This is a genomic window from Afifella sp. YEN Y35 (assembly GCF_047553465.1).
Classification (GTDB): domain Bacteria; phylum Pseudomonadota; class Alphaproteobacteria; order Rhizobiales; family Afifellaceae; genus Afifella; species Afifella aestuarii.
The window spans coordinates 1,443,233-1,465,392 of sequence record NZ_CP180203.1; the positions used below are offsets into that span (position 1 = coordinate 1,443,233).

Consider the following 22,160-nt stretch of genomic DNA (forward strand, 5'->3'; position numbering starts at 1 on the left):
TTATCTCAAAAGGTGGACAAAGCTTTTACTGCTTGCCCGCAGGTTTGGCTCGGGGGAACCAAGAGGACAACGTCATGACGGCCGCACAGATACAGGAGGCGATGTGCCCCTGCCCGGCCAATGAGCAGGAACGGCTCCAGGAAGTTCTACATTATCGTTTTGCCGATGGCGGTTCGGAAAAGGCCCTCGACGAAATCTGCGGTCTCGCACACAGCCTGTTTGAGGTTCCGCTTGCATTCGTCACGCTCATGGACGCGAACGAGGAAGTCGTCCTCGTAAGCTGTGGGGCTGGTGATCGCCCGATTCCCCGCAGCGACGCGATCTCCAGCTGGACAGTCTTGTCCGATGACGTCCTCATCGTAGAAGACGCCCTGCAGGATCCACGGTTTCACAGCAACGAATGGGTACAGCGGCGTCATCTGCGTTTTTATGCGGGAGCGCCTCTCATCGTACGCCCCGGCGTCGCCGTGGGTACGCTCTGTCTCATCGACACCCGGCCGCGTCGCTTTTCAGCGGACGAAAGAGTGCGACTTGCGATGCTTGCCGCTCTCGCCATGAACGAATTGTCGCGCAGGCGAACGATCATCGATCTGCGCCGCCAAAAGAGGCTCCTGGCACAGGCCACCCGCCTGACCAAAGTCGGCAGCTGGAAACTCGACGTGCGCAACGACAGCCTGACCTGGTCGGAGGAGATGTACCGCATCTTCGAGCTCGATCGCCGGGTCAACCCAACGCGCGAGTTCTTCAAGCAGACACTCTCGAGCGCGAGCGACACAGAGGCGCAGCAGGCCGTGACGGCCCTGGTTCAGGCAGGCAAACGTTTCGATCGTGAAGTCGAAATCACCACCGCAAAAGGCCATCGACGCTGGATTCGGTGCCTTGCCGAAGCCGAATGGAGCGACGGCAGGGTCGCGCATGTGATCGGCAGCGTGCAGGACGTGACGGAGCAACACCAGCACAATGCAGAGATCGAGCGACTGGCTTTCCGCGATGGCCTGACGGGGCTTCCCAACCGCGCCATGTTTCATGAGCGCTTGTCGGGCGCCATCGAGCATGCGCGGCAAAGCCGGACGAGCGTCGGGCTCATCATGCTCGATCTCGATCACTTCAAGACGGTCAACGACACGCTCGGCCACGACGCCGGCGACCTGCTTCTTTGCCTGATTGCAGAACGTCTCCAGCGCGTGTTTGGGCAAAACAACACGGTCGCCCGCCTCGGTGGCGACGAATTCGCCATCATCATGCCCGGCATCAACACGGCCGCCGACATCCACAGAGCCGTCGAGCGGGTGATGGAATCACTTCGCCATCCCGTCGAGCATGACGGACGCAACTTCTCCATTACGGCCAGCGCCGGAGCGGCGATGTGTCCGCAGCATCATGAAAATCCGACGGATCTCTTGAAGAACGCCGACATCGCGCTTTTTCGGGCGAAGCTCACGGGCCGCAATCGCCTGATCGGCTTTCAGCCCTGGATGCGCCTTGCCGTGGAGCGCAAGGCCGAGCTCATGCAGGATGTGCGCAGCAGCCTCGCGGAGAACCATTTCAAGCTCTTCTATCAGCCGACTGTCAGTCTTGCAGAGCCCTGCCGGGTGACCGGCCTCGAGGCTCTGATGCGCTGGGAGCACCCCAGCAAAGGTCTTCTCACGCCCGCAGCCTTCATCGCCGCATTCGAGGATACGGAATGCGGACATCAACTCGGCGAGCTCGCTTTCGACAGCGCCATCGAGCAGATGCGACGCTGGCTCGACGAAGGCGTCGAATTCGGCCGCGTGGCCATCAATCTCTCATCGGCACAGTTTCGCACCGGCAATCTCACCGAGGTGATTCTGGACAAGCTCGCGGCCGCAGGGGTTCCCCCCTCCCGCCTCGTCCTCGAGGTGACGGAAAACACCTATATGGGGTGGAGTGCCGAAATGGTCGGGGATGCTCTGCGCGCCCTCCATATTGCGGGCATCAAGATCGCGCTCGACGATTTTGGGACGGGCTACGCCTCCCTCACCCATCTCAATCAGTTTCCGATCGACCGGCTGAAGATCGACAAGTCGTTTCTGCGCGGCACCAGTGACGGGGCCATCGTCCACGCCATCGTCACACTCGGCGCGCGTCTTGGAATGAAAGTGGTTGCGGAAGGCGTGGAGGATGCCGATCAGCTGGCGATCTTGCGGGAAATGAAGTGCGACGAAGCCCAAGGCTACTACTTCGCTCGCCCGATGCCAGCCGAGGACGTGCCCACGTTTCTCGCCGCGTTTCACTCCCGCTCAGGCGGCGACGCGCTGACGATTTCCGCAAATCCGCAGGCTCTCGCCCACTTTGAGGAGACGCAACAGCCGACATGCGCCTGAGACATCCTGCCGGTGTCAGGCTTCGGAGGCCGTTTCTTCCATATTGATCTCGCGCAGAATCTCCTCACGGTGCTCGTCGAGCCGCGGAGAGCCCGATCGGGCGGCAAGCGGCGCTCCGTCGAAGAGGATCGGGGTGCGCAGCCCAGGAAGGGTGAAAGCGCCACCGGCCATCTCGGCTTCTATCACCATGCCGCGCTCGCGCAGTTGCGGGTCGGCGAAAACCTCCGACAATGTGTTGATCGGTCCTCCAGGGATTGCCGCCGCCTCGAGACGCTGAAGGAGATCCGTCCGCCGCCAGGATGCGAGTTTTGGACAAAGAAGCCCAAGAAGCTCGGGGCGGTTTGCGACACGAGCAGCATTGTCGGCGAAACGCGGATCGTCCGCCCATTCTTCGTTGCCGAGAATTCGACAAAGCCCACGAAACTGCCGATCGTTTCCGACCGCGATGATGAGATGGCCGTCGCTGACGGCGAACACCTGGTAGGGAACGATATTGGGATGCGCGTTTCCGGCACGTTGCGGGTTCTTGCCGGTCACGAGGTAGTTCATCGCCTGGTTCGCCAGGACGCCCGTCATGGAATCGAACAGCGCCATATCGATGTGCGTCCCCTCGCCGCTCGCTTCGCGCGCGCGCAGCGCCGCCTGGATCGCAATGACGGAATAAAGGCCGGTGAAGATGTCGGCAAAAGCGACACCCATCTTCATCGGCTCGCCCTCCGGTTCACCCGTCAGAGACATGATCCCCGACATGCCCTGGATCATCACGTCATAGCCGGCGCGGGACGCATAAGGACCGGTCTGGCCGAAGCCGGTGATGGAGCAGACGATGAGGTGGGGGAAATCACGGCGCAGCGTCGCCGCATCGAGACCATATTTCTTCAAGCCGCCGAGTTTGAAGTTTTCGACGAGCACGTCCGCCTCGGCGCAAAGCCGTCGCACGATCTCCTGCCCTTTGGGCGTGGCGATATCGACCCCGATCGACCGTTTGCCCCGATTGCAGGCGTGAAAATAAGCGGCCCCCTCCGATCCACCCTCCGGATTGACGACGAAAGGCGGTCCCCAGCGCCGGGTATCGTCGCCCTGGCTCGGCTCCTCGATCTTGATCACGTCCGCACCGAGATCGGCGAGAACCTGACCAGCAAAAGGCCCGGCCAGAATGCGGGCGAGCTCGATGACTTTGACGCCCTCAAGCGGCTTATTCATGTTCCGACCCCGAGCCTCAGATCAAAAGAAGGCCTGAATACCCGTCTGGGCACGGCCGAGGATCAGCGCGTGGATGTCGTGCGTGCCCTCATAGGTGTTGACGGTCTCGAGGTTCTGCGCGTGGCGCATGACGTGGTATTCTTCCTGGATCCCGTTGCCGCCATGCATGTCGCGAGCGACACGGGCGATATCGAGCGCCTTGCCGCAATTGTTGCGCTTGATGAGCGAGATCATCTCAGGCGCCATCTTGCCATCGTCGAAGAGACGACCGACGCGCAAAGCCGCCTGGAGACCCAAAGCGATCTCCGTCTGCATGTCGGCCAGTTTCTTCTGAACCAGCTGAGTGGCGGCGAGCGGCCTGCCAAACTGATTCCGCTCGAGCGCGTAACTTCTTGCGCGGAACCAGCAATCCTCGGCGGCCCCCATGACGCCCCAGGCGATTCCATAGCGCGCGCGATTGAGGCAACCGAACGGGCCTTTCAGCCCCGAGACATTGGGCAAGAGATTCTCTTCCGGCACCACGACGCCATCCATGACGATCTCGCCGGTGATCGATGCACGCAGGGACAGCTTGCCGCCGATTTTCGGCGCGGAAAGACCCGGCATGCCCTTCTCGAGAATGAAACCGCAGATCGCACCGTCATGCTCGGCCGATTTCGCCCACACCACGAAGACGTCGGCGAGCGGAGCATTCGAGATCCACGTCTTGGAGCCGGTGAGACGATAGCCGTCGCTCACCTTTTCCGCCCGCGTCTTCATTCCGGCGGGATCGGAGCCGGCATCGGGTTCGGTCAGACCAAAGCAGCCGATCCATTCGCCGCTTGCGAGCTTCGGCAGATATTTCTGCCGCTGCGCTTCGTCGCCGTAGGCGTAGATCGGATGCATGACGAGCGAGGATTGGACGCTCATCATGGAGCGATAGCCCGAATCGACGCGCTCGACTTCACGCGCCACAAGGCCGTAGGCGACATAGGAGGCATGCGCGCAGCCATATTCTTCGGGGATGGTGATCCCGAGAAGGCCGAGTTCGCCCATTTCCGCAAAGATTTCCGGTTCGGTTCTTTCCTTGGCGTAAGCTTCGAGAATCCGCGGAGCGAGCTTCTCCTGCGCATAATCGTGCGCCGTATCCCGGATCAGCCGTTCTTCTTCGCTCAGCTGATCTTCGAGGAAAAAAGGATCCGCCCAATCAAAGGCGGAGTGTGAATCGGTCTTCTTAACGTGTTGATCCATGACCTGCTCGCCACCGTCGCCCCTACCGGGGACGCACTCCGTTCAAAAATATCCGAATACAGCGGCGCAGATAGCTCTTACGGTCATCGCCACCGCCCAATTCGAGGTCTCCCGGCGTTTTGAAAACAATGGCACCGAAGATCATGTCCATCAAAATCTTCCCAGCACTCATTGCATCGTCGACCTCGATACGCCCGAGTTGACGCTGCTTGTCAAACCATTCGCCCAAGAGAGCTCGCGATCTCTCGCCGCCGCGCTGGCGCGCCAAATCGTGCAATTCGGGATAATGCCGCGATTCCACCATCACGAAACGCAAAAGAGCGATGCGCTCACGATCGGCTTCTTCTGAAATGTCGATGCGGAAAATGGCTTCCAGAGCGTTCTGCAGCGACATCTCCTCGTAATCGCCCGGGAGTGCCAGCATGGTCTCACGATGGGCGTCGATGATGGCGGCGAAAAGCTCCGTCTTGCTGGGGAAAAGCCGGTAAAGCGTGCGCTTCGAAATCCGGCACCGCGCCGCCACCTCATCCATCGTCGTGCGCGCATAGCCGCTCTCCTGGAACAGCTCGCGTGCCTTCTGAAGGATGATCGCGCTTTGGGCTTCATCCGACATGACTTTGGGACGGCCACGTCCCCGAGGAGCCTCAGAGCCCCCCTCAGCCTTGCCGAGATTTAAGGTTTCTTCGTCTTTTGAAGAGGCTACGGAATGCATATCGGTCACCTGAGCGGCTTGACAGAGCGCCAGGGACATTTATAGGTACGATCGCGTTTTATATTAACGGGCACAGCTGCTCCCTCCCAATCCTTATGCTGTAGCGCCCCCCGGTCTCAACATGGCTCAAGACAGTCCTTTTCCCAAATATGGTTATCGCGGAAATAACGCCTCACGTAAACGGCGAAATGCGCGAATGATTTTCTGCAGCCCATCGTCAGGTGGTCATCGCAAGGAAATCTTTCTTCGCTTTGCGGCGACGGGCGCCCCCGAAACTCGGCGCCCGACGGCCATTTCCATCCTCCCTACCTCCCCCCGGACCAGCCGCATAGGCAAACTCTACGACAGATTGCGCCCACTCTGTCCGAACGTCATTGTGGGGACCTTTGCCGCGACGTTGCTCCTCAGCGCCTGCAATCCATCTGAGGAACAAAAGACAGCGCCGGCGCAGAGCAATTCTCCGCAGGTGAGCGTCATTGCTCTCCATCCGGGATCGACCACCATCACGGCCGAACTTCCTGGTCGCGTGGCAGCCTCCCTGGTGGCGGAGGTGCGACCCCAGGTTGGCGGCATCATCCGCGCGCGCGCCTTCGAAGAAGGCAGCGAGGTCAAAGAAGGCGACGTTCTCTATGAGATCGACAGCGCCTCTTACCAGGCAGCCTACGACGTGGCGGCTGCAGCTCTCCAGAAAGCCGAAGCGAAGGTCCCAAGCGCCAAGGCCAAGGTGGAACGCTATGAAGGGCTCGTGGCGCAGAACGCCGTGTCGAAGCAGGATGTCGACGATGCTCGATCGGACCTCCTGCAAGCGCAGGCCGATGTCGCGTCAGCCAAGGCCGATCTCGAATCGGCCCGCATCAACCTCGATCATACCAAGGTGAAGGCACCGATCTCGGGTCGTATCAGCGCCTCGGCCGTCACCGTCGGTGCGCTCGTCACCGCAGATCAAGAAACGGCTCTGACGACGATCCGCACTCTCGACCCGATCAACATCGATGTCACGCAATCGAGCACGAACCTCCTGAGATTGAGGCGCGCTGTCGACGAAGGGCGCATCCAGACTTCGGGCGAGAACGTCGCGGTCAGGCTGAAGCTCGACGACGGCAGCACCTACGCTCAGGATGGGGCGCTCGAGTTCATGGAATCGGTGATCGACGAGACGACGGGGACGTTCACGGTGCGCGCCGTCTTTCCCAATCCCGATCGACTGCTTCTGCCGGGTATGTATGTGCGCGGCATCCTCCAAGAAGGCGTCGCGGAGGGGAGCTTTCTCGTCCCGCAGCGCGCCGTCACCCACAACCCGGATGGCGATGCGGTGGCGTTTTTCGTCGATGCCGACGGAAAGGTGGACCAGCGCGTGTTGAGCGTGCAGCGCAGCATCGGCAGCAATTGGCTCGTGGACGGCGGTGTGTCGGACGGCGACCGGCTCATCGTGGAAGGCGCGCAATCCGTCAAAGACGGTGACAGCGTGCGCGCCACCGAAGTCACCCTCGACGAGGAGACCGGCGAAGTTCAGGCTCTTTCGGAGACGCCCCCCGAAAAAGCCGCCCTCTCGAACGACCGCGCTCAGAAGGGCTGACCCACACCCATGTCGCGCTTCTTTATCGAACGGCCGGTTTTCGCCGCAGTCATCGCGCTCGTCGTCATGCTGGGCGGTCTCCTTGCCCTGACGACCCTGCCCATCTCGCAATATCCGCAGATCTCACCGACGACGGTGCAGATCCGAGCCAACTATCCCGGTGCCGACGCGGAGACGGTCGAGAATTCGGTGACCAAAGTCATCGAGCAGGGCATGACCGGCATCGATTATCTCGACTACATGACGTCGTCGTCGACATCGACCGGCTCCGCCTCCATCCAGCTCACCTTCACCAATCAGGCGAATCCCGACGTCGCGCAGATGCAGGTGCAGAACAAGCTGCAGCTTGTGGAATCGCAACTGCCCCAGGCCGTCGTCAACAATGGCGTGACGGTCACCAAGTCGACCCAGAGTTTCCTGATGGTCGTCGGATTCGTATCGACCGACGGCTCGCAAACGACCACGGACCTCGCCGATTACGTTCAATCGACACTGAACGACCCGTTGAGCCGCCTCGGCGGCGTCGGCTCGACCCGCCTTTTCGGCTCGGGCTACGCCATGCGCGTCTGGCTCGACCCTGCCAAGCTGCAAAAATACTCGTTGATGCCGAGCGACGTGACGACGGCAATCGAGGCCCAGAACACGCAGGTGTCCGCCGGCCAGCTCGGCGCCGAACCGCAGGTCCAGGGACAGGCGCTCAACGTCACCCTCACCGCCAAGAGCCGCCTTCAGACGGTCGAGCAATTCGAGAACATCATCCTGAAGAGCGCCACCGGCGGCTCGATCGTGCGGCTCAACGACGTGGCGCGGGTCGAAATCGGCTCGGAGAGCTACGACACGAGCTCACGCTACAACGGCAAACCCGCCGCCGGTCTCGCGATCTATCTCGCCACCGGTGCGAACGCCATCTCCACGGCGGCAGAGGTTCGCGATGTGCTCGACGCGAATGCCGGCACGCTGCCGCGGGGTGTCGAGATCGTCTATCCTTACGACACGACCCCGTTCGTCGAACTCTCCATCGAAGAGGTGGTGAAGACGCTGTTTGAGGCCATCGTCCTCGTCTTCATCGTCATGTTCGTCTTCCTGCAGAACATCCGCGCGACGCTCATTCCGACGATCGCCGTGCCGGTCGTTCTGCTCGGCACTTTCGCCATGCTGTCCTTCGCCGGCTATTCCATCAACACCCTCACCATGTTCGCCATGGTGCTGGCCATCGGCCTTCTCGTCGACGACGCCATCGTGGTGGTGGAGAATGTCGAGCGTGTGATGGACGAAGAAGGCTTGCCGCCCAAGGAGGCGACGATCAGGTCGATGGGCGAGATCCAGGGCGCGCTGATCGGCATCGCCACGGTGCTTTCCGCCGTCTTCGTGCCGATGGCGTTCTTCTCCGGCTCGGTCGGCATCATCTATCGCCAGTTTTCCGTGACCATCGTCACCGCGATGATCCTCTCGGTCGCCGTCGCGCTCATCCTGACCCCGGCCTTGTGCGCAACGCTGCTCAAGCCCGTGAAGGAAGGACACAAGCAGAAAGGCGTCTTCGGCCTCTTCAACCGCTCTTTCGAGCGCGTGACCAACGGGTACCGCTCAGGCGTCAGCGGTATCATCAAGCGTTCGCTTCGCTTCCTGGTCGTCTTCCTCGTCATCGCGGGGGCAACCGGATATCTCTTCACAAAGCTGCCGAGCTCCTTCCTGCCAGACGAGGACCAGGGCATCCTGATCGCCAGCGTGCAGCTTCCTGCCGGCGCGACCCAGGAGCGAACGTGGCGCGTGATGCGTCAGGTGCAGGATTACTTCCTCGACGATGAGACGGACAACGTCGCCGGAGTGATGACGGAGGTCGGGTTCGGCTTCGGCGGCCAAGGCCAGAATGTCGGTCTCGCCTTTATTCGGCTCAGCGATTTCGAGAAACGTACGAGCGAAGCTGCGAGCGCGCAGGCGATCGCCGGACGAGCTATGGGTGCGCTATCGGGAATCAAGGACGGTCGCGTCTTCGTGCTCAACCCGCCTGCCCTGCCGGGCTTCGGCGCAACGGGCGGATTTGATTTCTATCTGCAGGACCTCAACAACGCCGGCCACGACGCCCTCAAAGGGGCGCGCAACCAGCTGCTCGGGTTGGCGGCACAAAGCCCGGTCCTGAGCGGCACCCGCCCCAATGGCCAGGAAGACACGTCCCAATACCACATCGACATCGATCAGGAGAAAGCGAGCGCCTATTCTCTTGCCCTCTCCGACATCGACAGCACCCTCTCGGTCTCCTGGGGCAGCAAATACGTCAACGACTTCATCAACAAGGGCCGCGTGAAACCCGTCTATGTACAGGGAGATTCGCACTTCCGCATGCAGCCGGAGGACATCGAGCAATGGTATGTGCGCAATTCGGACGCCAAGATGGTTCCGTTCTCGGCGTTTGCCACCGGCACATGGACCTATGGCTCACCGCGCCTTGAACGTTTCAACGGGCTGCCGGCCATGGAAATCCAGGGCTCGGCGGGTGCGGGCTACAGCTCCGGCCAGGCGATGGAGAAGGTCGAAGAGCTGATTTCCGAGCTGCCAGCCGGCTTCGGACACGAATGGACCGGCTTGTCGTATCAGGAGCGCATCGCCGGCGATCAGGCGGCGTCCCTTTATGCGATCTCGGTCCTTGTCGTGTTCCTGGCGCTTGCTGCGCTTTACGAGAGCTGGACGATCCCGATCGCCGTGATCCTGACCGTGCCGATCGGCATTCTGGGAGCGCTCGTCGCGTCGCTTTATTTCGGCCAATCCAATGACGTCTATTTCAAGGTCGGTCTGCTGACGACCATCGGTCTCGCGGCGAAGAACGCCATTCTGATCGTCGAATTCGCGCTGGACTGGCAGAAACAAGGCAAAGACCTGGTGGAAGCGACACTCGAAGCATGCCGGCAAAGATTGCGGCCCATCCTGATGACGTCGCTCGCTTTCATTCTCGGCGTCTTGCCGCTCGCCATTGCCGATGGCGCCGGGTCCGGCAGCCAGAATGCCGTCGGCATCGGCGTCATGGGCGGCATGATCGCCTCCACGACCCTCGGCGTGTTCTTCGCGCCTCTCCTATTCGTTGCGGTGCGTCGTCTGTTCTCCAAGCGACGCAATTCGCAGGCTTCCGCAGCCGACACCATCCCCGCCCCAGCTTCACAGGCTTAGGCGGACAAGAAAGACCGATCGCCAGGCATGACAAAGATGATCGTTCACCCCATCGCGAAACGGGCTTCGCATCGTCGAGGCAGACGCACCACCGCGGCCATGCTTCTGACCCTGCCCTGGCTCGCCGGCTGCATGGTCGGGCCAGACTATCAGAAGCCTCTGATGGCGCTTCCCGCCAGCTGGAGCAACAACGGCGTCACGCAACCGACCCGTCCGCCTGAACTCGCGCATTGGTGGAGCCGCCTCAACGATCCCTTGCTCGATTCTCTCATCGAGGAAGCGGTCGCGGGCAATCTCGACGTTGCCTCGGCGAAAGCGCGGATCCGCGAGGCGCGGGCGAGCTACCGGCAGAGCACAGGCGCGCTCCTCCCTTCCACCGACGGATCCGGCTCCAGCCAGCGTTCGAAGAGCAACGGTGCAGGTACGGGCGGCTCGAACACGGCATGGAACTATCAGGCCGGCTTCGACGCGACCTGGGAGCTCGATCTTTTCGGCGGGAATCGCCGCACGGCCGAGGCCGCCCGCTACGGCGTCGATGCCGCAGAGGAAGATCTGCGCAACACGCTTTTGACGTTGATCGGCGATGTCGCGTCGAACTACGTCAATCTGCGGGGCTATCAGGCACGCATCGCGCTTGCCCAGCGGACCGCATCCTCGCAGCGCGAGACCGCGGACATCACCCGCAACAAATTCGAGGCGGGCGCGGCATCCTCGCTCGACGTGGCGAACGCCACGGGTCAAGCGGCCAACACGGAGGCGACGATTCCTTCGCTGCGCACGTCCTACGCCGAAGCGCTGCACCGGCTCGGCGTGTTGACGGGCCAGGCACCGAGCGCGCTCGAGAGCAAGCTCAAGAAGAGCAAACCGATTCCGCGGCCGAAGCTGCCAATCCCCACAGGCATTCCCGCTGAGATCCTGAACACCCGCCCCGATGTGCGCATGGCGGAGCGGCAGCTTGCTCAGTACACGGCGCGAGTCGGGGCGGCGGAGGCCAATCGTTTCCCGAGCGTCAGCCTCCTCGGAAACATCGCTACATCGGGCGCACAAATCGGCGACCTTGCAGACCATTCTTCGATCGCCTGGTCGTTCGGTCCGAGCCTCAGTGTTCCGCTTTTCCATGGCGGCCAGCTCGCCGCTGCGGCAGATGTCGCAAGAGCTCAGCGCGATGAATATTTCATCGCCTACAAATCGTCCGTGCTCAACGCGCTAGAGGAAGTGGAGAACGCCATCGTCGGGCTGTCCCAGGAGCGCATCCGCTACGGCAAGCTTGCCACATCCACACAGGCCTACCGGCAGGCAGCGGACCTTGCCCGAACCCTGTATCAGAGCGGCTCGTCGAGCTTCCTCGACGTGCTCGACGCCGAACGCTCGCTTTATTCCGCGGAGGATTCGTTGATCGCAAGCCGCGTGGAGATCACACAGGATTACATCGCGCTGCAAAAGGCGCTGGGCGGTGGCTGGGACGGACGAGTGCGGATCGACGAGCCGGAGATCGTCGATCGGCCGAAGACCCGGCCGGTCGTCTTCGTGCAACATTAGGGCACAAAGATCGGCAACGTGATGGCGGCCCGCAAGCGCAAGCGCTCCAAGCTCATCTGGGTCCTTGTCGCCCTCCTCCTGATCGGTGGAGCGGGCTATTGGGTGAAGGACAATTATTTCACCGAAGAGCCGCCCGAGATCATGACGTCGCCGGTCACACGCGGCGATATCGAGAAGACGGTCCTTGCCACAGGCATTCTGAAGCCGGCGAAACTGGTCGCCGTGGGTGCGCAGGTTTCAGGCCGCGTCACATCGCTCGACGTCAGCGTTGGCGATAGCGTCAAGGAAGGCGATCTCATCGCGGAGATCGATTCCGAAACGCAGGAGAACGACCTGCGCACCGCAGAGGCGTCGCTTGCCAACGTTCGCGCCCAAAAGGAGGAGAAGCAGGCGACGCTCGTTCAGGCCGAGCAGGCTCTCGCGCGGCAGACGCGCATGATCAACCAGAACGCGGTTTCGCGTGCCGATTACGAAGAGGCGGAAGCGACCGTCAAAGTGACCAAAGCGCAGATCTCCGCGCTCGACGCGCAGATCGCCGAGGCAGAGGTCGCCGTCGAAACGGCGAAGGTCGACCTCGGCTACACCAAAATTACCGCTCCGATGGACGGAACGGTGCTTTGGGTGGTGACGCAGGAGGGGCAGACGGTGAATGCCATCCAGTCGGCCCCGACGATCGTCATTCTCGGACAGCTCGACACGATGACCGTGCGTGCGGAAATCTCCGAAGTCGATGTCGTGGACGTCAAACCCGGCCAGCCCGTCTATTTCACGGTACTGGGAAATCCCGACCGTCGCTACGAATCGACCCTCTCGTTCATCGAGCCGGCGCCGGAATCGATCACCAGCGACAGCATGGTGGCCTCGTCCTCCTCGAGCTCGAGCTCCGCCTCGGAGAGCGCGATCTATTACAACGGCATCTTCGAGGTGCCGAACCAGGATCGCGAGTTGCGCACCTATATGACGGCGGAAGTCCACATCGTTCTCGGCCAGGCTCATGATGTCCTGACCTTGCCGTCGGCGGCACTCGGCAACAAAGGTGCCGACGGCACATACTCGGTCCATGTGCTGGGGGCGGACGGCAACGTCGCCGAACGCAAGGTGAAAATCGGCCTCAACGACAAGATCCGGGCGGAGGTGGTCTCCGGCCTCTCCGAAGGCGACCGCGTCGTCATGGGTCAGCCGGGCGCGACGAGCGACGCCGCGAACGGCCGGCGCCGCGGGCCGCGGGGACCGATGGGACTCTAGGCGTTGGCCACACCTCTCATCACGCTGGAAAAGCTTCGGCGGGAGTTTCCCGCCGGCGAGGACACGATCGCGGTTCTCAAGGATATCGACCTCCAGATCGATGCCGGAGAAATGGTTGCGATCGTCGGCGCCTCCGGCTCCGGAAAGTCGACGCTGATGAACATTCTCGGCTGTCTCGACCGTGCGACAGCGGGAAGTTACAGGATTTCCGGCCAGGAGACGTCGGCACTCGAACCCGATCAGCTGGCAGCGCTTCGGCGCGAGCATTTCGGCTTCATCTTCCAGCGCTATCATCTGCTTTCGGAACTGACGGCCCTCGGCAACGTCGAAATCCCGGCGATCTATGCCGGCCAGCCACCGGCGGAGCGCGAAGAGCGGGCCGAAGAGCTTCTGGCACGGCTTGGCATGGCCGACCGACTGGAGCACCGGCCCGGTCAGCTCTCCGGAGGTCAGCAGCAACGCGTCTCCATCGCCCGTGCGCTGATGAACGGCGCGCAGGTGATCCTCGCCGACGAGCCGACCGGGGCCCTGGACAAGCATTCCGGCGAAGAAGTCCTGAAGATCCTCGAAGAGCTCAACCGAGAGGGCAAGACCGTCATTCTGGTGACGCACGACATGAACGTCGCGGCACGCGCCGAGCGGATCATCGAAATCAGCGATGGCGAGATCATTTCCGACACCCGCAGCGCCAAGGCAGACGGGCAAAAGATTGCCGGAGAGATTGCAGAGGAGCGGCGGCGCGGGCGTGTGCGCGCCGCGATCGACCGTTTCGGCGAAGCCTTTCGGATGGCGCTGCTTGCCATGCGCGCGCACAAGCTCAGAACGTTTCTGACGATGCTCGGCATCATCATCGGCATCGCGTCCGTCGTCTGTGTGGTGGCGCTCGGCGAAGGATCGCGGCAGCAGGTTCTGTCGCAAATCTCAAGCCTCGGCACGAACACGCTGGAGGTCTTTCCCGGCAAGGATTTCGGCGACGTGCGCTCGGGCAAGATTACGACGCTGGTCGTCTCCGATGGGGACGCCCTCGCCGGCCAGCCCTATGTGGCAGCCGTCACGCCCACGGTCTCCACGAGCGCCAACGTGCGTTTCGGCTCGATCGAAGCGAGTGCGCTCGTCAACGGTGTCGGGGCGCAGTATTTCGAGGCCCGGGGCACGACGCTCGCCGCCGGCAGCTTCTTCAATCAGGAGAGCGTGAGGCGGTTGGAGAAAGACGTCGTCATCGACGACAATACCCGGCAATCTCTGTTCGCTGATTTCGACGGCAGCCCGGTCGGCCAGGTCATCCTGGTCGGCAAGGTGCCCTGTCGCATCGTCGGGGTCGCAGGCGCCCAGCAAAGCGGCTTCGGCTCCAGCAGCAACCTCAACCTCTATCTGCCCTACACGACGGTGCAGGCGCGTTTCCTGGGCGACCAGTCACTCAGAAGCATCACCGTACGCGTCGCCGACGACACCTCCACCGACGCCGCCGAAGAGGCCGTGACGGAGCTCCTCACCCGGCGTCACGGAACAAAAGACTTCTTTATTCTGAATACGGACGACATCCGTCAGACGATCACGGCGACGACGGAAACCTTGACCGTCCTGATCGCCTCCATCGCCCTCATTTCGCTGATCGTGGGCGGGATCGGCGTCATGAACATCATGCTCGTTTCGGTGTCTGAGCGCATCAACGAGATCGGCGTGCGCATGGCGGTCGGGGCCCGCCAGAGCGACATCCTGCAGCAATTCCTGATCGAGGGCGTGCTCGTCTGCCTGATCGGCGGCGTGCTTGGCATCGCTTTGGCGCTCGGCTTCGGCGCCCTTTTCGATGCGCTCGGATCGAGCTTCAAGCTCATCTACTCGCCCGTCTCGATCGTCGCGGCCTTCCTCTGTTCAAGCCTCATCGGCATCGTCTTCGGCTATCTGCCGGCACGCAATGCCTCCAGGCTCGATCCGGTCGCCGCACTCGCCCGGGATTGACGCCGGCCACGGCAAGCCGGGCCGGCGACAATCCAGAGCAAGATCCGATTACGCCGCAAAGGCCGGGTCGAGGACCGTCCGCAGGACCTTCTTGTCCAAGGATTCGTAACCGAAATAATTGATGATGTCGTAGAGCTCGGCGCGGCTCTGCATGTCCTTGACGGTGCCGGCCGCGGTGCCCGTGGTCTTCAGCTCGGTGAAGAACTTTTCCATGGCATGCGCGCAGATGCGCAGGCTCGAAACCGGCCAGATCGCCATCGCATAGCCCATCTCGGCAAACTCTGCGGCCGAAGTCTGCGGCGTGCGGCCAAACTCCGTCATATTGGCAAGAAGCGGCACCTTGATGGCCGAGGCGAACTGGCGGAACTGCTCTTCGCCTTCGAGCGCCTCGGGGAAAATCGCATCGGCCCCGGCCTCGATATAGAGGCGCGCGCGCTCGATCGCGGCCTCGACGCCCTCGCTTGCCGCCGCGTCGGTGCGGGCAATTATCTTGAGATCGCGCCGCGCGCGGGCGGCTGCGGCGACCTTCTGGGCCATGTCTTCGGCGGAAACGAGCTGCTTGCCGTTCAGATGGCCGCATTTCTTCGGCATCACCTGGTCTTCGAGCTGCACGGCCGCCACACCCACATCCTCGAGTTCGCGAATGAGGCGCATGGCGTTCAAAGCCTCTCCAAAGCCCGTGTCGCCGTCGACGACCAGAGGAAGCCTCGTCACGCGGATGATCGCCCGCGCCCGTCCGACGAGCTCTTCCATGGTGAGGAGACCGAGATCCGGCAGGCCGAGAGACGCCGTGAGCGCCGCCCCGGAAAGATACAACGCCTCAAACCCTGCCTTGCGCGCCACAAGCGCGGCCATCGGATCGTGGGCACCCGCGATCTGCAGGAATTCGCCGGAGGTCCATTTTTCGGCAAGCGCGGCGCCAAGATCGCGCGGAAGCGGCTCTTCCAACCACACGGGTCTGTTCGGTGTCTCGGTCATGGGCACTCCTTGATTGTTTTCCACTTTGGGGATTGTTTTCCACTTTGGGGAATTCACGATGGGTTGGGGATGCAGACCGCGCCTTCCATGAGGCGGCGCTGGGTCCGAAGAACATGTGCGGCTTCGATCACCGGGACGCCGGCGTTCTCGCCGTTCGCCTTCACGCCGACTGTCACGACGCCGCTCGGCGTGCCGAGCCGAAGCCGGCTCAAATCTGTCTCCGGCTTGAGCAGCGCGCGCACGACACTTCCCTCGACCGCGGCCGCGCTCGCCAGAGCGAGCGAGCACGTGATGGGAACGGCACGGTGCGGCTGAGCCGCCGAAATCATGCGCACGAGGATGTCGAAGTCGTCGGGCGCGAGAGCAGAACCGGACAGGTCAGAGAACGAGGACGGAGCAGCGACGAAGCCGATCTTCGGAATGGCGATGATCTTTGCCGCCTCGTCCACGCTCGAAGCGATGCCCATGGCAACGGATGCCTGCCGCCGGAGATGCTCGATCTCCTCAAGCACGTCTCCCGCCGCATCGAGGGCATCCGGCATGATCGTCGGATCGACACCAAGCGCTGACGCCGGAAGGAAGCAGGTCGGGATCGCGGCATCGATGAGGCTCGCCTCGACCACACTGCCATCACGCTTCGTAAGCCGGGTGAGCGCCTCGCCCGCCGGCAGAAGGCCGTCGCCGCGCGTCCCGGCAGGATGCAGGAATTCCAGACGCACCGGCGCCCCGCTCCCGGCCACGCCGGGCAAAACCGCATCGCCCTCGACGGAAGCCTCGCCGCCTGCCATCCGGAAGACGGAGCGGATGATCTTGCCCGTGTTGGTGTTGTGGATGCGGACCGTGGCCTCGCCGTCGCGCGGCGCAGCAACTATCTTCTCGTCGGCGGCAAAAGGGCCGACGGCCGAACTCATATTGCCGCAATTGCCGCTGAAATCGACCGCGTCGGTTTTCACCGAAACCTGGGCGAAGGTGTAGTCGACATCCGCATCGGTGCGCGACGAAGGGCCGATGACGCAAATCTTGCTCAGGGAAGAAATGCCACCACCGAGGCCATCGAGCTGCCTCCCGTTCGGATCGGGACTGCCGAGCATCTTGCGAAAAAGCGCCGGCCACAGAGCGCGGTCCTCAGGCAGATCCTGCTCCTTCAACATGATCGCCTTCGAGGTGCCGCCGCGCATGAAAACAGCCGGAATGCGCTGCTGGGTCATCGTTCCTCCTCTTGAGAGAGTTCGCCGGCAAGCGAGGTCCAGCTCGCGCGGATATGCCGGCGCATCAAAAGTCCGGCGAGTTCGCCGTCGCCAGCTGCGATCGCTTCCTGGATGCGCTCGTGTTCGATCAGCGCCTCGCGGCCCCGACCCTGCACGCGGCCATGGCGGCGGCGGAGAAGGGAGAGCTGCGGATAAAGCTCCGAATCGAGAAGCCGCAGGATGAGCGGGTTTCCTGAAAGCCTGGCGATGACGATGTGAAAATCCGCATCGCCACCGCTTTGAAAGTAAGCGCCCACGGGATGGGCGGCGATCTCGCCTGCGTGCTGCTTCAAGAGCGCACCGAGATCCTGCGCCTCTTCCGGCGTCGCCCTGAGTGCCGCAAGCCTCGCGGCTTCAGCCTCCAGCGCTTCGCGCAGCTCATAGAGAACACGGGCGTCAGCCAGGGACAGCTCGCGCACGCGCGCGCCGACATTGGGCGTGAAACTGACGAGCCCGGCATCTGCCAGAAGCCGCAGCGCCTCGCGGACCGGCCCGCGGCTCACCTCGAAGCGTCGCGCCAGAGCAACTTCGCCGAGGCGCTCTCCAGGAACCAGGCGTCCGGCCAGGATATCGGCCCGCAGACGCTCCAGAATGGCGGCAGAGGAATCGCCGTGCCTGACTGCAATTGTCGACAATATTCCTCCCCCAACACTAGCGGCGTTTTCTGCTCAATGACGAGACAGATTCAATTTAGGGCCACAACCCCCTGTTTTGCCTCACTTAGAAGAATAGTCCGCCTCTGACAAGCGTCCCCTATTGCCCGAACCAGTGCCGTCACCTCTTTCACATTGTTGACATTCTCGCCCGGCGGTGCAAATTCCGCGAAGACAACAAAAGCGGGAGGACGATTATGAAACTCACCAGACGCTCCGCATTGGCCGGCCTCGTCGCCGGCATGACCTTGCTCGGAACATCGATCTCGGCACAGGCGCAGGACGACTGGCCGAACCAGCAGATCACCTTCGTGGTGGCGCTCGGACCGGGCGGCTCGGCCGACCGCACCGCACGCATGCTGGCGCAGAAGATGCAGGATGAACTCGGCGTGCCGATCCGGGTGGTCAACCAGAAGGGTGGCGGCGGCCATGTGGGCCACACCTACTTCCTCAACATGCCGGACGATGGCAGCTTCTTCCTGGCGACATCGATCCACCCCTACATCAGCAACGCCATCCTGCAGAAAGACGCCGATTACACGCTCGACGACTTCGCCTTCATCAACGGCCAGTGGACGGATATCGATCTCTTCGCGCTTAACAAGGATCTTCCTTACAAGACGCTCGACGAGTTCGCCGCCGCCATCAAGGAACAGCCGGGCAAGCATTCGATCAGCGTCGTTCCCGGCTCCACGGGCTACATCAACGCGCTCCTGATGCTCGAAGGCTACGGCCTTTCGGAGGATGACGTGAACATCGTTACCTACGAATCGGGGTCAGCAGCCCGCACCGCCGCAGCCGGCGGGCAGGTCGACATGACAGTGCTCGGCGCCGACGGGTCGCTGTCGATTGCGGAATATATCCGCCCCCTCGCCGTCGCCTCCGAGAAGCGCCTGCCGGATTGGGATGCCCCGACCCTGAACGAGGCTCTCTCGGACGAGGGCGTGACCGTGCCGCCTCTCGTCGGCTCGATGCGCGGCCTCGCGGCCCATGCGACCTTCAAGGAGAAATATCCGGAGCGCTTCCAGCGCATCACGGACGCCTACAAGGCGGCTCTTGACGACCCGGAATTCGTCGAAAGCCTCAAGAAGCAGGGCATCGGCGCCGAATGGCTCGGGCCGGAAAAAACCACCGAGATCATCAAGTCCAACTTCGAGATCTTGAAGCGTTTTAACGACGTCGCGGGCTGAACCCGCCTGGAGAGGGCCTTTGCCCTCTCCTCCCACCCTTCCGGCGAAATCTTTCCCGAGGTCTGTCGCAGATCATGCCGCTGCGTATCGCGCCCACTCATCTCGTCTTCCTGATCCTCGGATCGATCACCGCGATCTATCTCAACTGGAGCGCCATTTCCGCATCGACGAAGCTCTACAATCTCATCGTCGTGGTGCCGGTCGGAATCGCGCTCCTCGTGCTTGCCGCCCTCATCCTCGGCAAGAGCCTGCTGCGCCCCCACGATCCGGAAGGCCTGGAAAGGACACCGCTCCGCGAGACCCTCGGAGATGTCGTTCTGCTTGCCTGCTTCGGCGTCTTCTGCGTGGCGCTGACCAAGGTCGGCTTCGATCTCGCGACGTTCTTCTTCGTGTGGATCGGGGTGCATCTGAGCGGTGAAAAGCGCTTCTGGGCGCCGCCGCTCTACGCGGCCGTGTTTACAGCGCTCCTGGTGGAGAGCTTCGGCTCGCTCTTTCCCTTCCCCATGCCCCTGGCGGTCCTTTCATGATCGACGGCCTTGCACTTTCCCAGTCGCTCGACCTTCTTTTCGGCGGTTTCGGCCCCTGGCTCTATGTCCTGCCCGGTCTTCTCATCGGGCTTGTCTTCGGCGCCATTCCGGGCCTGCAGATCTCCATGGCGATGGCCGTCTTCCTGCCGCTCACCTGGAACATGGATTTCCTTCAGGCGATGCTGTTCCTGACGTCGATTTTCACGGGTGGCGCCTATGGTGGCGGCGTCACGGCGATCTTGATGAACATCCCCGGTTCGTCGTCGAGCGTCGCGACCGCCTTCGACGGCTATCCGATGGCTCGTCAGGGCCGGCATAACGAAGCGCTGGGCCTCGGCCTCGGCGCCTCCGTCGTCGGCGCTTTTGTGGGCTATGTCCTGCTCTTTCTCCTGATCGAACCGCTGACGGTCGTCGTCTTGAAACTCGGCCCGCTCGAAATGGTGATGGTGGTGTTCTGGGGGCTCACCCTCATCGCCACGCTCAACGACAGCACCATGGCGAAGGGCCTTTATGCGGGCCTTCTCGGTCTGCTTCTGAGCCAGATCGGCATGTCGACGACCGGCACGATGCGCACGACCATCGGCAATCCCTATCTCATCGACGGTATCCCGGTGGTCCCGGCGATGATCGGCATGTTTGCCGCCTCGGAGCTTCTCCGGTTGCGCGGCAATTCCTACCTCGTCGACGCCAAGGGCCTGCGCACGATTTCGCTCTCGGCACTCCTCAAGGGCTTCCTCAAGACGTTTCGCTATCCGAAGACGCTGATCCGCGGCAGCCTGATCGGCGCCCTGATCGGAGCGGTGCCGGGCGTCGGCTCCTCGGTTGCAAATCTCGTCGCCTATGGCGAAGTGCGCCGCAGCTCCGATCATCCGGAAAAGTTCGGCAAGGGCGAGCCTGAGGGCGTCGTCGCGGCCGAATCATCGAACTCATCCTCCGAAGGCGGATCGATGACGGCGCTTCTGGCACTCGGCGTGCCGGGCGGTGCGGCAACGGCCGTGCTCCTCGCGGCCTTCTCTTTCCACAATCTCGTGGGCGGACCGTCCTTCATCAGAGACAACCGGGACGTCGTCTACTCCATCATCATCGGCAATATGGGCCAGGTGATCCTGCTTGCGGTCGTCGGCATCCTGTCGCTGCGCGTGCTCGGCATGGTGGTGCGCGTGCCGCTCAGCTACCTCGTACCCTCCGTTCTCGCCTTGTGTGCCTGGGGCGGGTTCGGTATCACCGGCACCATCGCTGGTCCCGTGACGGTCGCCGTCTTTGCCGGGCTCGGCTGGATGATGCGCCGGCATTCCTATCCCGTCGCAGCGACGGTCATCGGCCTGCTTCTTGGCCGCATGACAGAGGGTGAGATGGTGCGCACATTGCAGATCTCGGGCGGCAACCCGCTCGCCTATCTCGCCGAGCGGCCGATCGCGATCCTGTTCCTCGTCCTGCTTCTGCTTTCCGCGGTGGTGCTGCCCCTGTGGCGCCGCCATCGTGAAAACCGGCAAAGCGCGGAGGAAGCGGCCGCCGGCTCGTCTTGAGCCAGAAGACGTCCGGCCGAGCATCAACCCTTCTCATCGGTCTTGCCACTCTTGCCGCCGGCCTCACCGGCGGCCTCACCTTCACGGCGCTGTCGATCCCACTGCCATGGGTGCTCGGAAGTTTTTCAGCAACCGGCCTCCTGTCGCTTTTCGGGGTCCGGCTCGCCCTGCCGGGTTCCTGGCGCGGCTACGCCATGGTGATCGTCGGCACGATGCTCGGGGCCGGCTTCGACCCAGAAACGGTGAAGGCGATCCCCGGCTGGTGGCCGAGCCTCGTGATCATGATCTTGCTGTCGATCGCGTTCTTCTTCTTCGCCTTTCTGGTTCTGCGGACATGGGCGAAGATGACGCCCGCAACCGCCTTTCTGGCGGCCATGCCGGGCGGTCTGTCGGTCGTCAGCGTCATTGCCGAAACCTATGGGGCGGATCCCCGCCGGGTCGTGCTCTGCCACTCCGCCCGGCTCGTCGCCCTTCTGGTGACGATGCCGATCCTCATCCACCTCCTCGGCGATTACGATCTTGCCGGAGCCTCACGCCCGGGCAGCCTGCCGCCAATCGACGGGTCGCCCCTCGATCTTCTGCTGCTTCTCGGCTGCGCGATTGCCGGCTATTTCCTCGGGCGGGTGATGAAAGTGCCTTCGGGTCTCCTGCTGATCCCGCTCGTCCTGTCCGCCTTCGTCCACAGCCTCGGCGTCGTTGAGGCGCATGTGCCGGTGCAGATCTCGATCGTCGCACAGATCGTTATCGGCGCGAATGTCGGTGTCCGCTTCGTCGGCTATCGGCTTCGAGACATTTTGAGCGACGGCTGGATGTCGGCAATCATCGGCGTGATGCTGTCCTTCAGCACTTTCCTCGCCGCCCTTGCCGCCTCGAAGCTCACCGGAATCGACGCGGCGCCGCTGCTTCTCTCGTTCCTGCCCGGCGGAGCCCCGGAGATGGGGGTGGTCGCGGTCGCCCTTCACATCGCGCCGGCGATGGTGGCCTGTCATCATCTCGTCCGCGTCGCGATCATGGTGGCGCTGATCCCGCTCGGGCTCAAACACCTCGCAAAACACGGCAAGCCTGACTGAA

16 protein-coding genes are annotated in these 22,160 nt (G+C 62.6%); 10 read left to right on the forward strand and 6 right to left on the reverse strand.

Annotation, left to right across the window (positions count from 1 at the left end; genetic code table 11):
• The first annotated feature begins 74 nt into the window (after nucleotides 1-74).
• A complete protein-coding gene (locus ACK8CP_RS06890) occupies nucleotides 75-2,345 on the forward strand; it encodes a putative bifunctional diguanylate cyclase/phosphodiesterase (protein WP_414833764.1) in 2,271 nt (756 codons plus the stop codon).
• Nucleotides 2,346-2,360: 15 nt separating this feature from the next.
• Here the strand turns inward: ACK8CP_RS06890 and ACK8CP_RS06895 are convergent, their stop codons facing one another.
• From ACK8CP_RS06895 to ACK8CP_RS06905, 3 genes are read right to left on the reverse strand one after another with little or no spacing between them, the layout of a single operon-like run.
• Nucleotides 2,361-3,548, reverse strand: a complete 1,188-nt coding sequence (locus ACK8CP_RS06895) for a CaiB/BaiF CoA transferase family protein (RefSeq protein WP_414833765.1) — start codon at nucleotides 3,546-3,548, stop codon at nucleotides 2,361-2,363.
• Nucleotides 3,549-3,569: 21 nt separating this feature from the next.
• Nucleotides 3,570-4,778 (reverse strand): acyl-CoA dehydrogenase, encoded by a 1,209-nt coding sequence (locus ACK8CP_RS06900; RefSeq protein WP_414833766.1) that lies wholly within the window; start codon nucleotides 4,776-4,778, stop codon nucleotides 3,570-3,572.
• 22 nt (nucleotides 4,779-4,800) lie between these two features.
• Nucleotides 4,801-5,391, reverse strand: a complete 591-nt coding sequence (locus ACK8CP_RS06905; protein WP_414833767.1) for a TetR/AcrR family transcriptional regulator — start codon at nucleotides 5,389-5,391, stop codon at nucleotides 4,801-4,803.
• A 448-nt stretch (nucleotides 5,392-5,839) separates the two neighbouring features.
• Here ACK8CP_RS06905 and ACK8CP_RS06910 point away from each other — a divergent pair, with 448 nt between their 5' ends.
• Genes ACK8CP_RS06910 through ACK8CP_RS06930 form a run of 5 tightly spaced genes read left to right on the forward strand, consistent with a single transcriptional unit; the run spans nucleotide 5,840 to nucleotide 14,968 of the window.
• Entirely contained in the window at nucleotides 5,840-7,066 is a 1,227-nt protein-coding gene (locus tag ACK8CP_RS06910) for an efflux RND transporter periplasmic adaptor subunit (RefSeq protein WP_414833768.1), read from the forward strand.
• A 9-nt stretch (nucleotides 7,067-7,075) separates the two neighbouring features.
• Nucleotides 7,076-10,225, forward strand: a complete 3,150-nt coding sequence (locus ACK8CP_RS06915; protein WP_414833769.1) for an efflux RND transporter permease subunit — start codon at nucleotides 7,076-7,078, stop codon at nucleotides 10,223-10,225.
• Between the two features lie 36 nt (nucleotides 10,226-10,261).
• The gene (locus ACK8CP_RS06920) at nucleotides 10,262-11,764 is read left to right on the forward strand and encodes an efflux transporter outer membrane subunit (RefSeq protein WP_414834203.1); all 1,503 of its coding nucleotides are present in this window, start codon (nucleotides 10,262-10,264) and stop codon (nucleotides 11,762-11,764) included.
• A 21-nt stretch (nucleotides 11,765-11,785) separates the two neighbouring features.
• Entirely contained in the window at nucleotides 11,786-13,009 is a 1,224-nt protein-coding gene (locus ACK8CP_RS06925) for an efflux RND transporter periplasmic adaptor subunit (protein WP_414833770.1), read from the forward strand.
• Between the two features lie 3 nt (nucleotides 13,010-13,012).
• Nucleotides 13,013-14,968, forward strand: coding sequence for a MacB family efflux pump subunit (locus ACK8CP_RS06930; protein WP_414833771.1), 1,956 nt, complete (start codon nucleotides 13,013-13,015; stop codon nucleotides 14,966-14,968).
• A 48-nt stretch (nucleotides 14,969-15,016) separates the two neighbouring features.
• Here the strand turns inward: ACK8CP_RS06930 and prpB are convergent, their stop codons facing one another.
• The 3 genes from prpB to ACK8CP_RS06945 are packed head-to-tail and all read right to left on the reverse strand — an operon-like array spanning nucleotide 15,017 to nucleotide 17,828.
• Nucleotides 15,017-15,946 carry a methylisocitrate lyase gene (prpB, locus tag ACK8CP_RS06935; protein ID WP_414833772.1) on the reverse strand — a complete coding sequence of 310 codons (930 nt, stop codon included), beginning with the start codon at nucleotides 15,944-15,946 and terminating at the stop codon, nucleotides 15,017-15,019.
• A gap of 53 nt (nucleotides 15,947-15,999) precedes the next feature.
• Nucleotides 16,000-17,154, reverse strand: a complete 1,155-nt coding sequence (locus tag ACK8CP_RS06940) for a PrpF domain-containing protein (RefSeq protein WP_414833773.1) — start codon at nucleotides 17,152-17,154, stop codon at nucleotides 16,000-16,002.
• Nucleotides 17,151-17,828: a GntR family transcriptional regulator gene (locus tag ACK8CP_RS06945; protein ID WP_234627766.1), complete on the reverse strand. Its 678-nt coding sequence runs from the start codon at nucleotides 17,826-17,828 to the stop codon at nucleotides 17,151-17,153. The genes ACK8CP_RS06940 and ACK8CP_RS06945 overlap by 4 nt, the downstream gene beginning before the upstream one ends.
• A 215-nt stretch (nucleotides 17,829-18,043) precedes the next feature.
• Between ACK8CP_RS06945 and ACK8CP_RS06950 the strand changes: the two genes are divergently transcribed.
• The 4 genes from ACK8CP_RS06950 to ACK8CP_RS06965 all read left to right on the forward strand — a co-directional run bounded on the left by ACK8CP_RS06950 (nucleotide 18,044) and on the right by ACK8CP_RS06965 (nucleotide 22,159).
• Complete coding sequence (locus tag ACK8CP_RS06950) at nucleotides 18,044-19,036, forward strand: Bug family tripartite tricarboxylate transporter substrate binding protein (protein WP_414833774.1); 993 nt, start codon at nucleotides 18,044-18,046, stop codon at nucleotides 19,034-19,036.
• Between the two features lie 74 nt (nucleotides 19,037-19,110).
• On the forward strand, nucleotides 19,111-19,563 hold the full coding sequence (locus tag ACK8CP_RS06955; RefSeq protein WP_414833775.1) for a tripartite tricarboxylate transporter TctB family protein: 453 nt from the start codon (nucleotides 19,111-19,113) through the stop codon (nucleotides 19,561-19,563).
• Nucleotides 19,560-21,089: a tripartite tricarboxylate transporter permease gene (locus ACK8CP_RS06960; protein ID WP_261212112.1), complete on the forward strand. Its 1,530-nt coding sequence runs from the start codon at nucleotides 19,560-19,562 to the stop codon at nucleotides 21,087-21,089. Before ACK8CP_RS06955 ends, ACK8CP_RS06960 begins: the two co-directional genes overlap by 4 nt.
• Nucleotides 21,086-22,159 carry an AbrB family transcriptional regulator gene (locus ACK8CP_RS06965; RefSeq protein WP_414833776.1) on the forward strand — a complete coding sequence of 358 codons (1,074 nt, stop codon included), beginning with the start codon at nucleotides 21,086-21,088 and terminating at the stop codon, nucleotides 22,157-22,159. The genes ACK8CP_RS06960 and ACK8CP_RS06965 overlap by 4 nt, the downstream gene beginning before the upstream one ends.
• Nucleotide 22,160 lies beyond the last annotated feature (1 nt).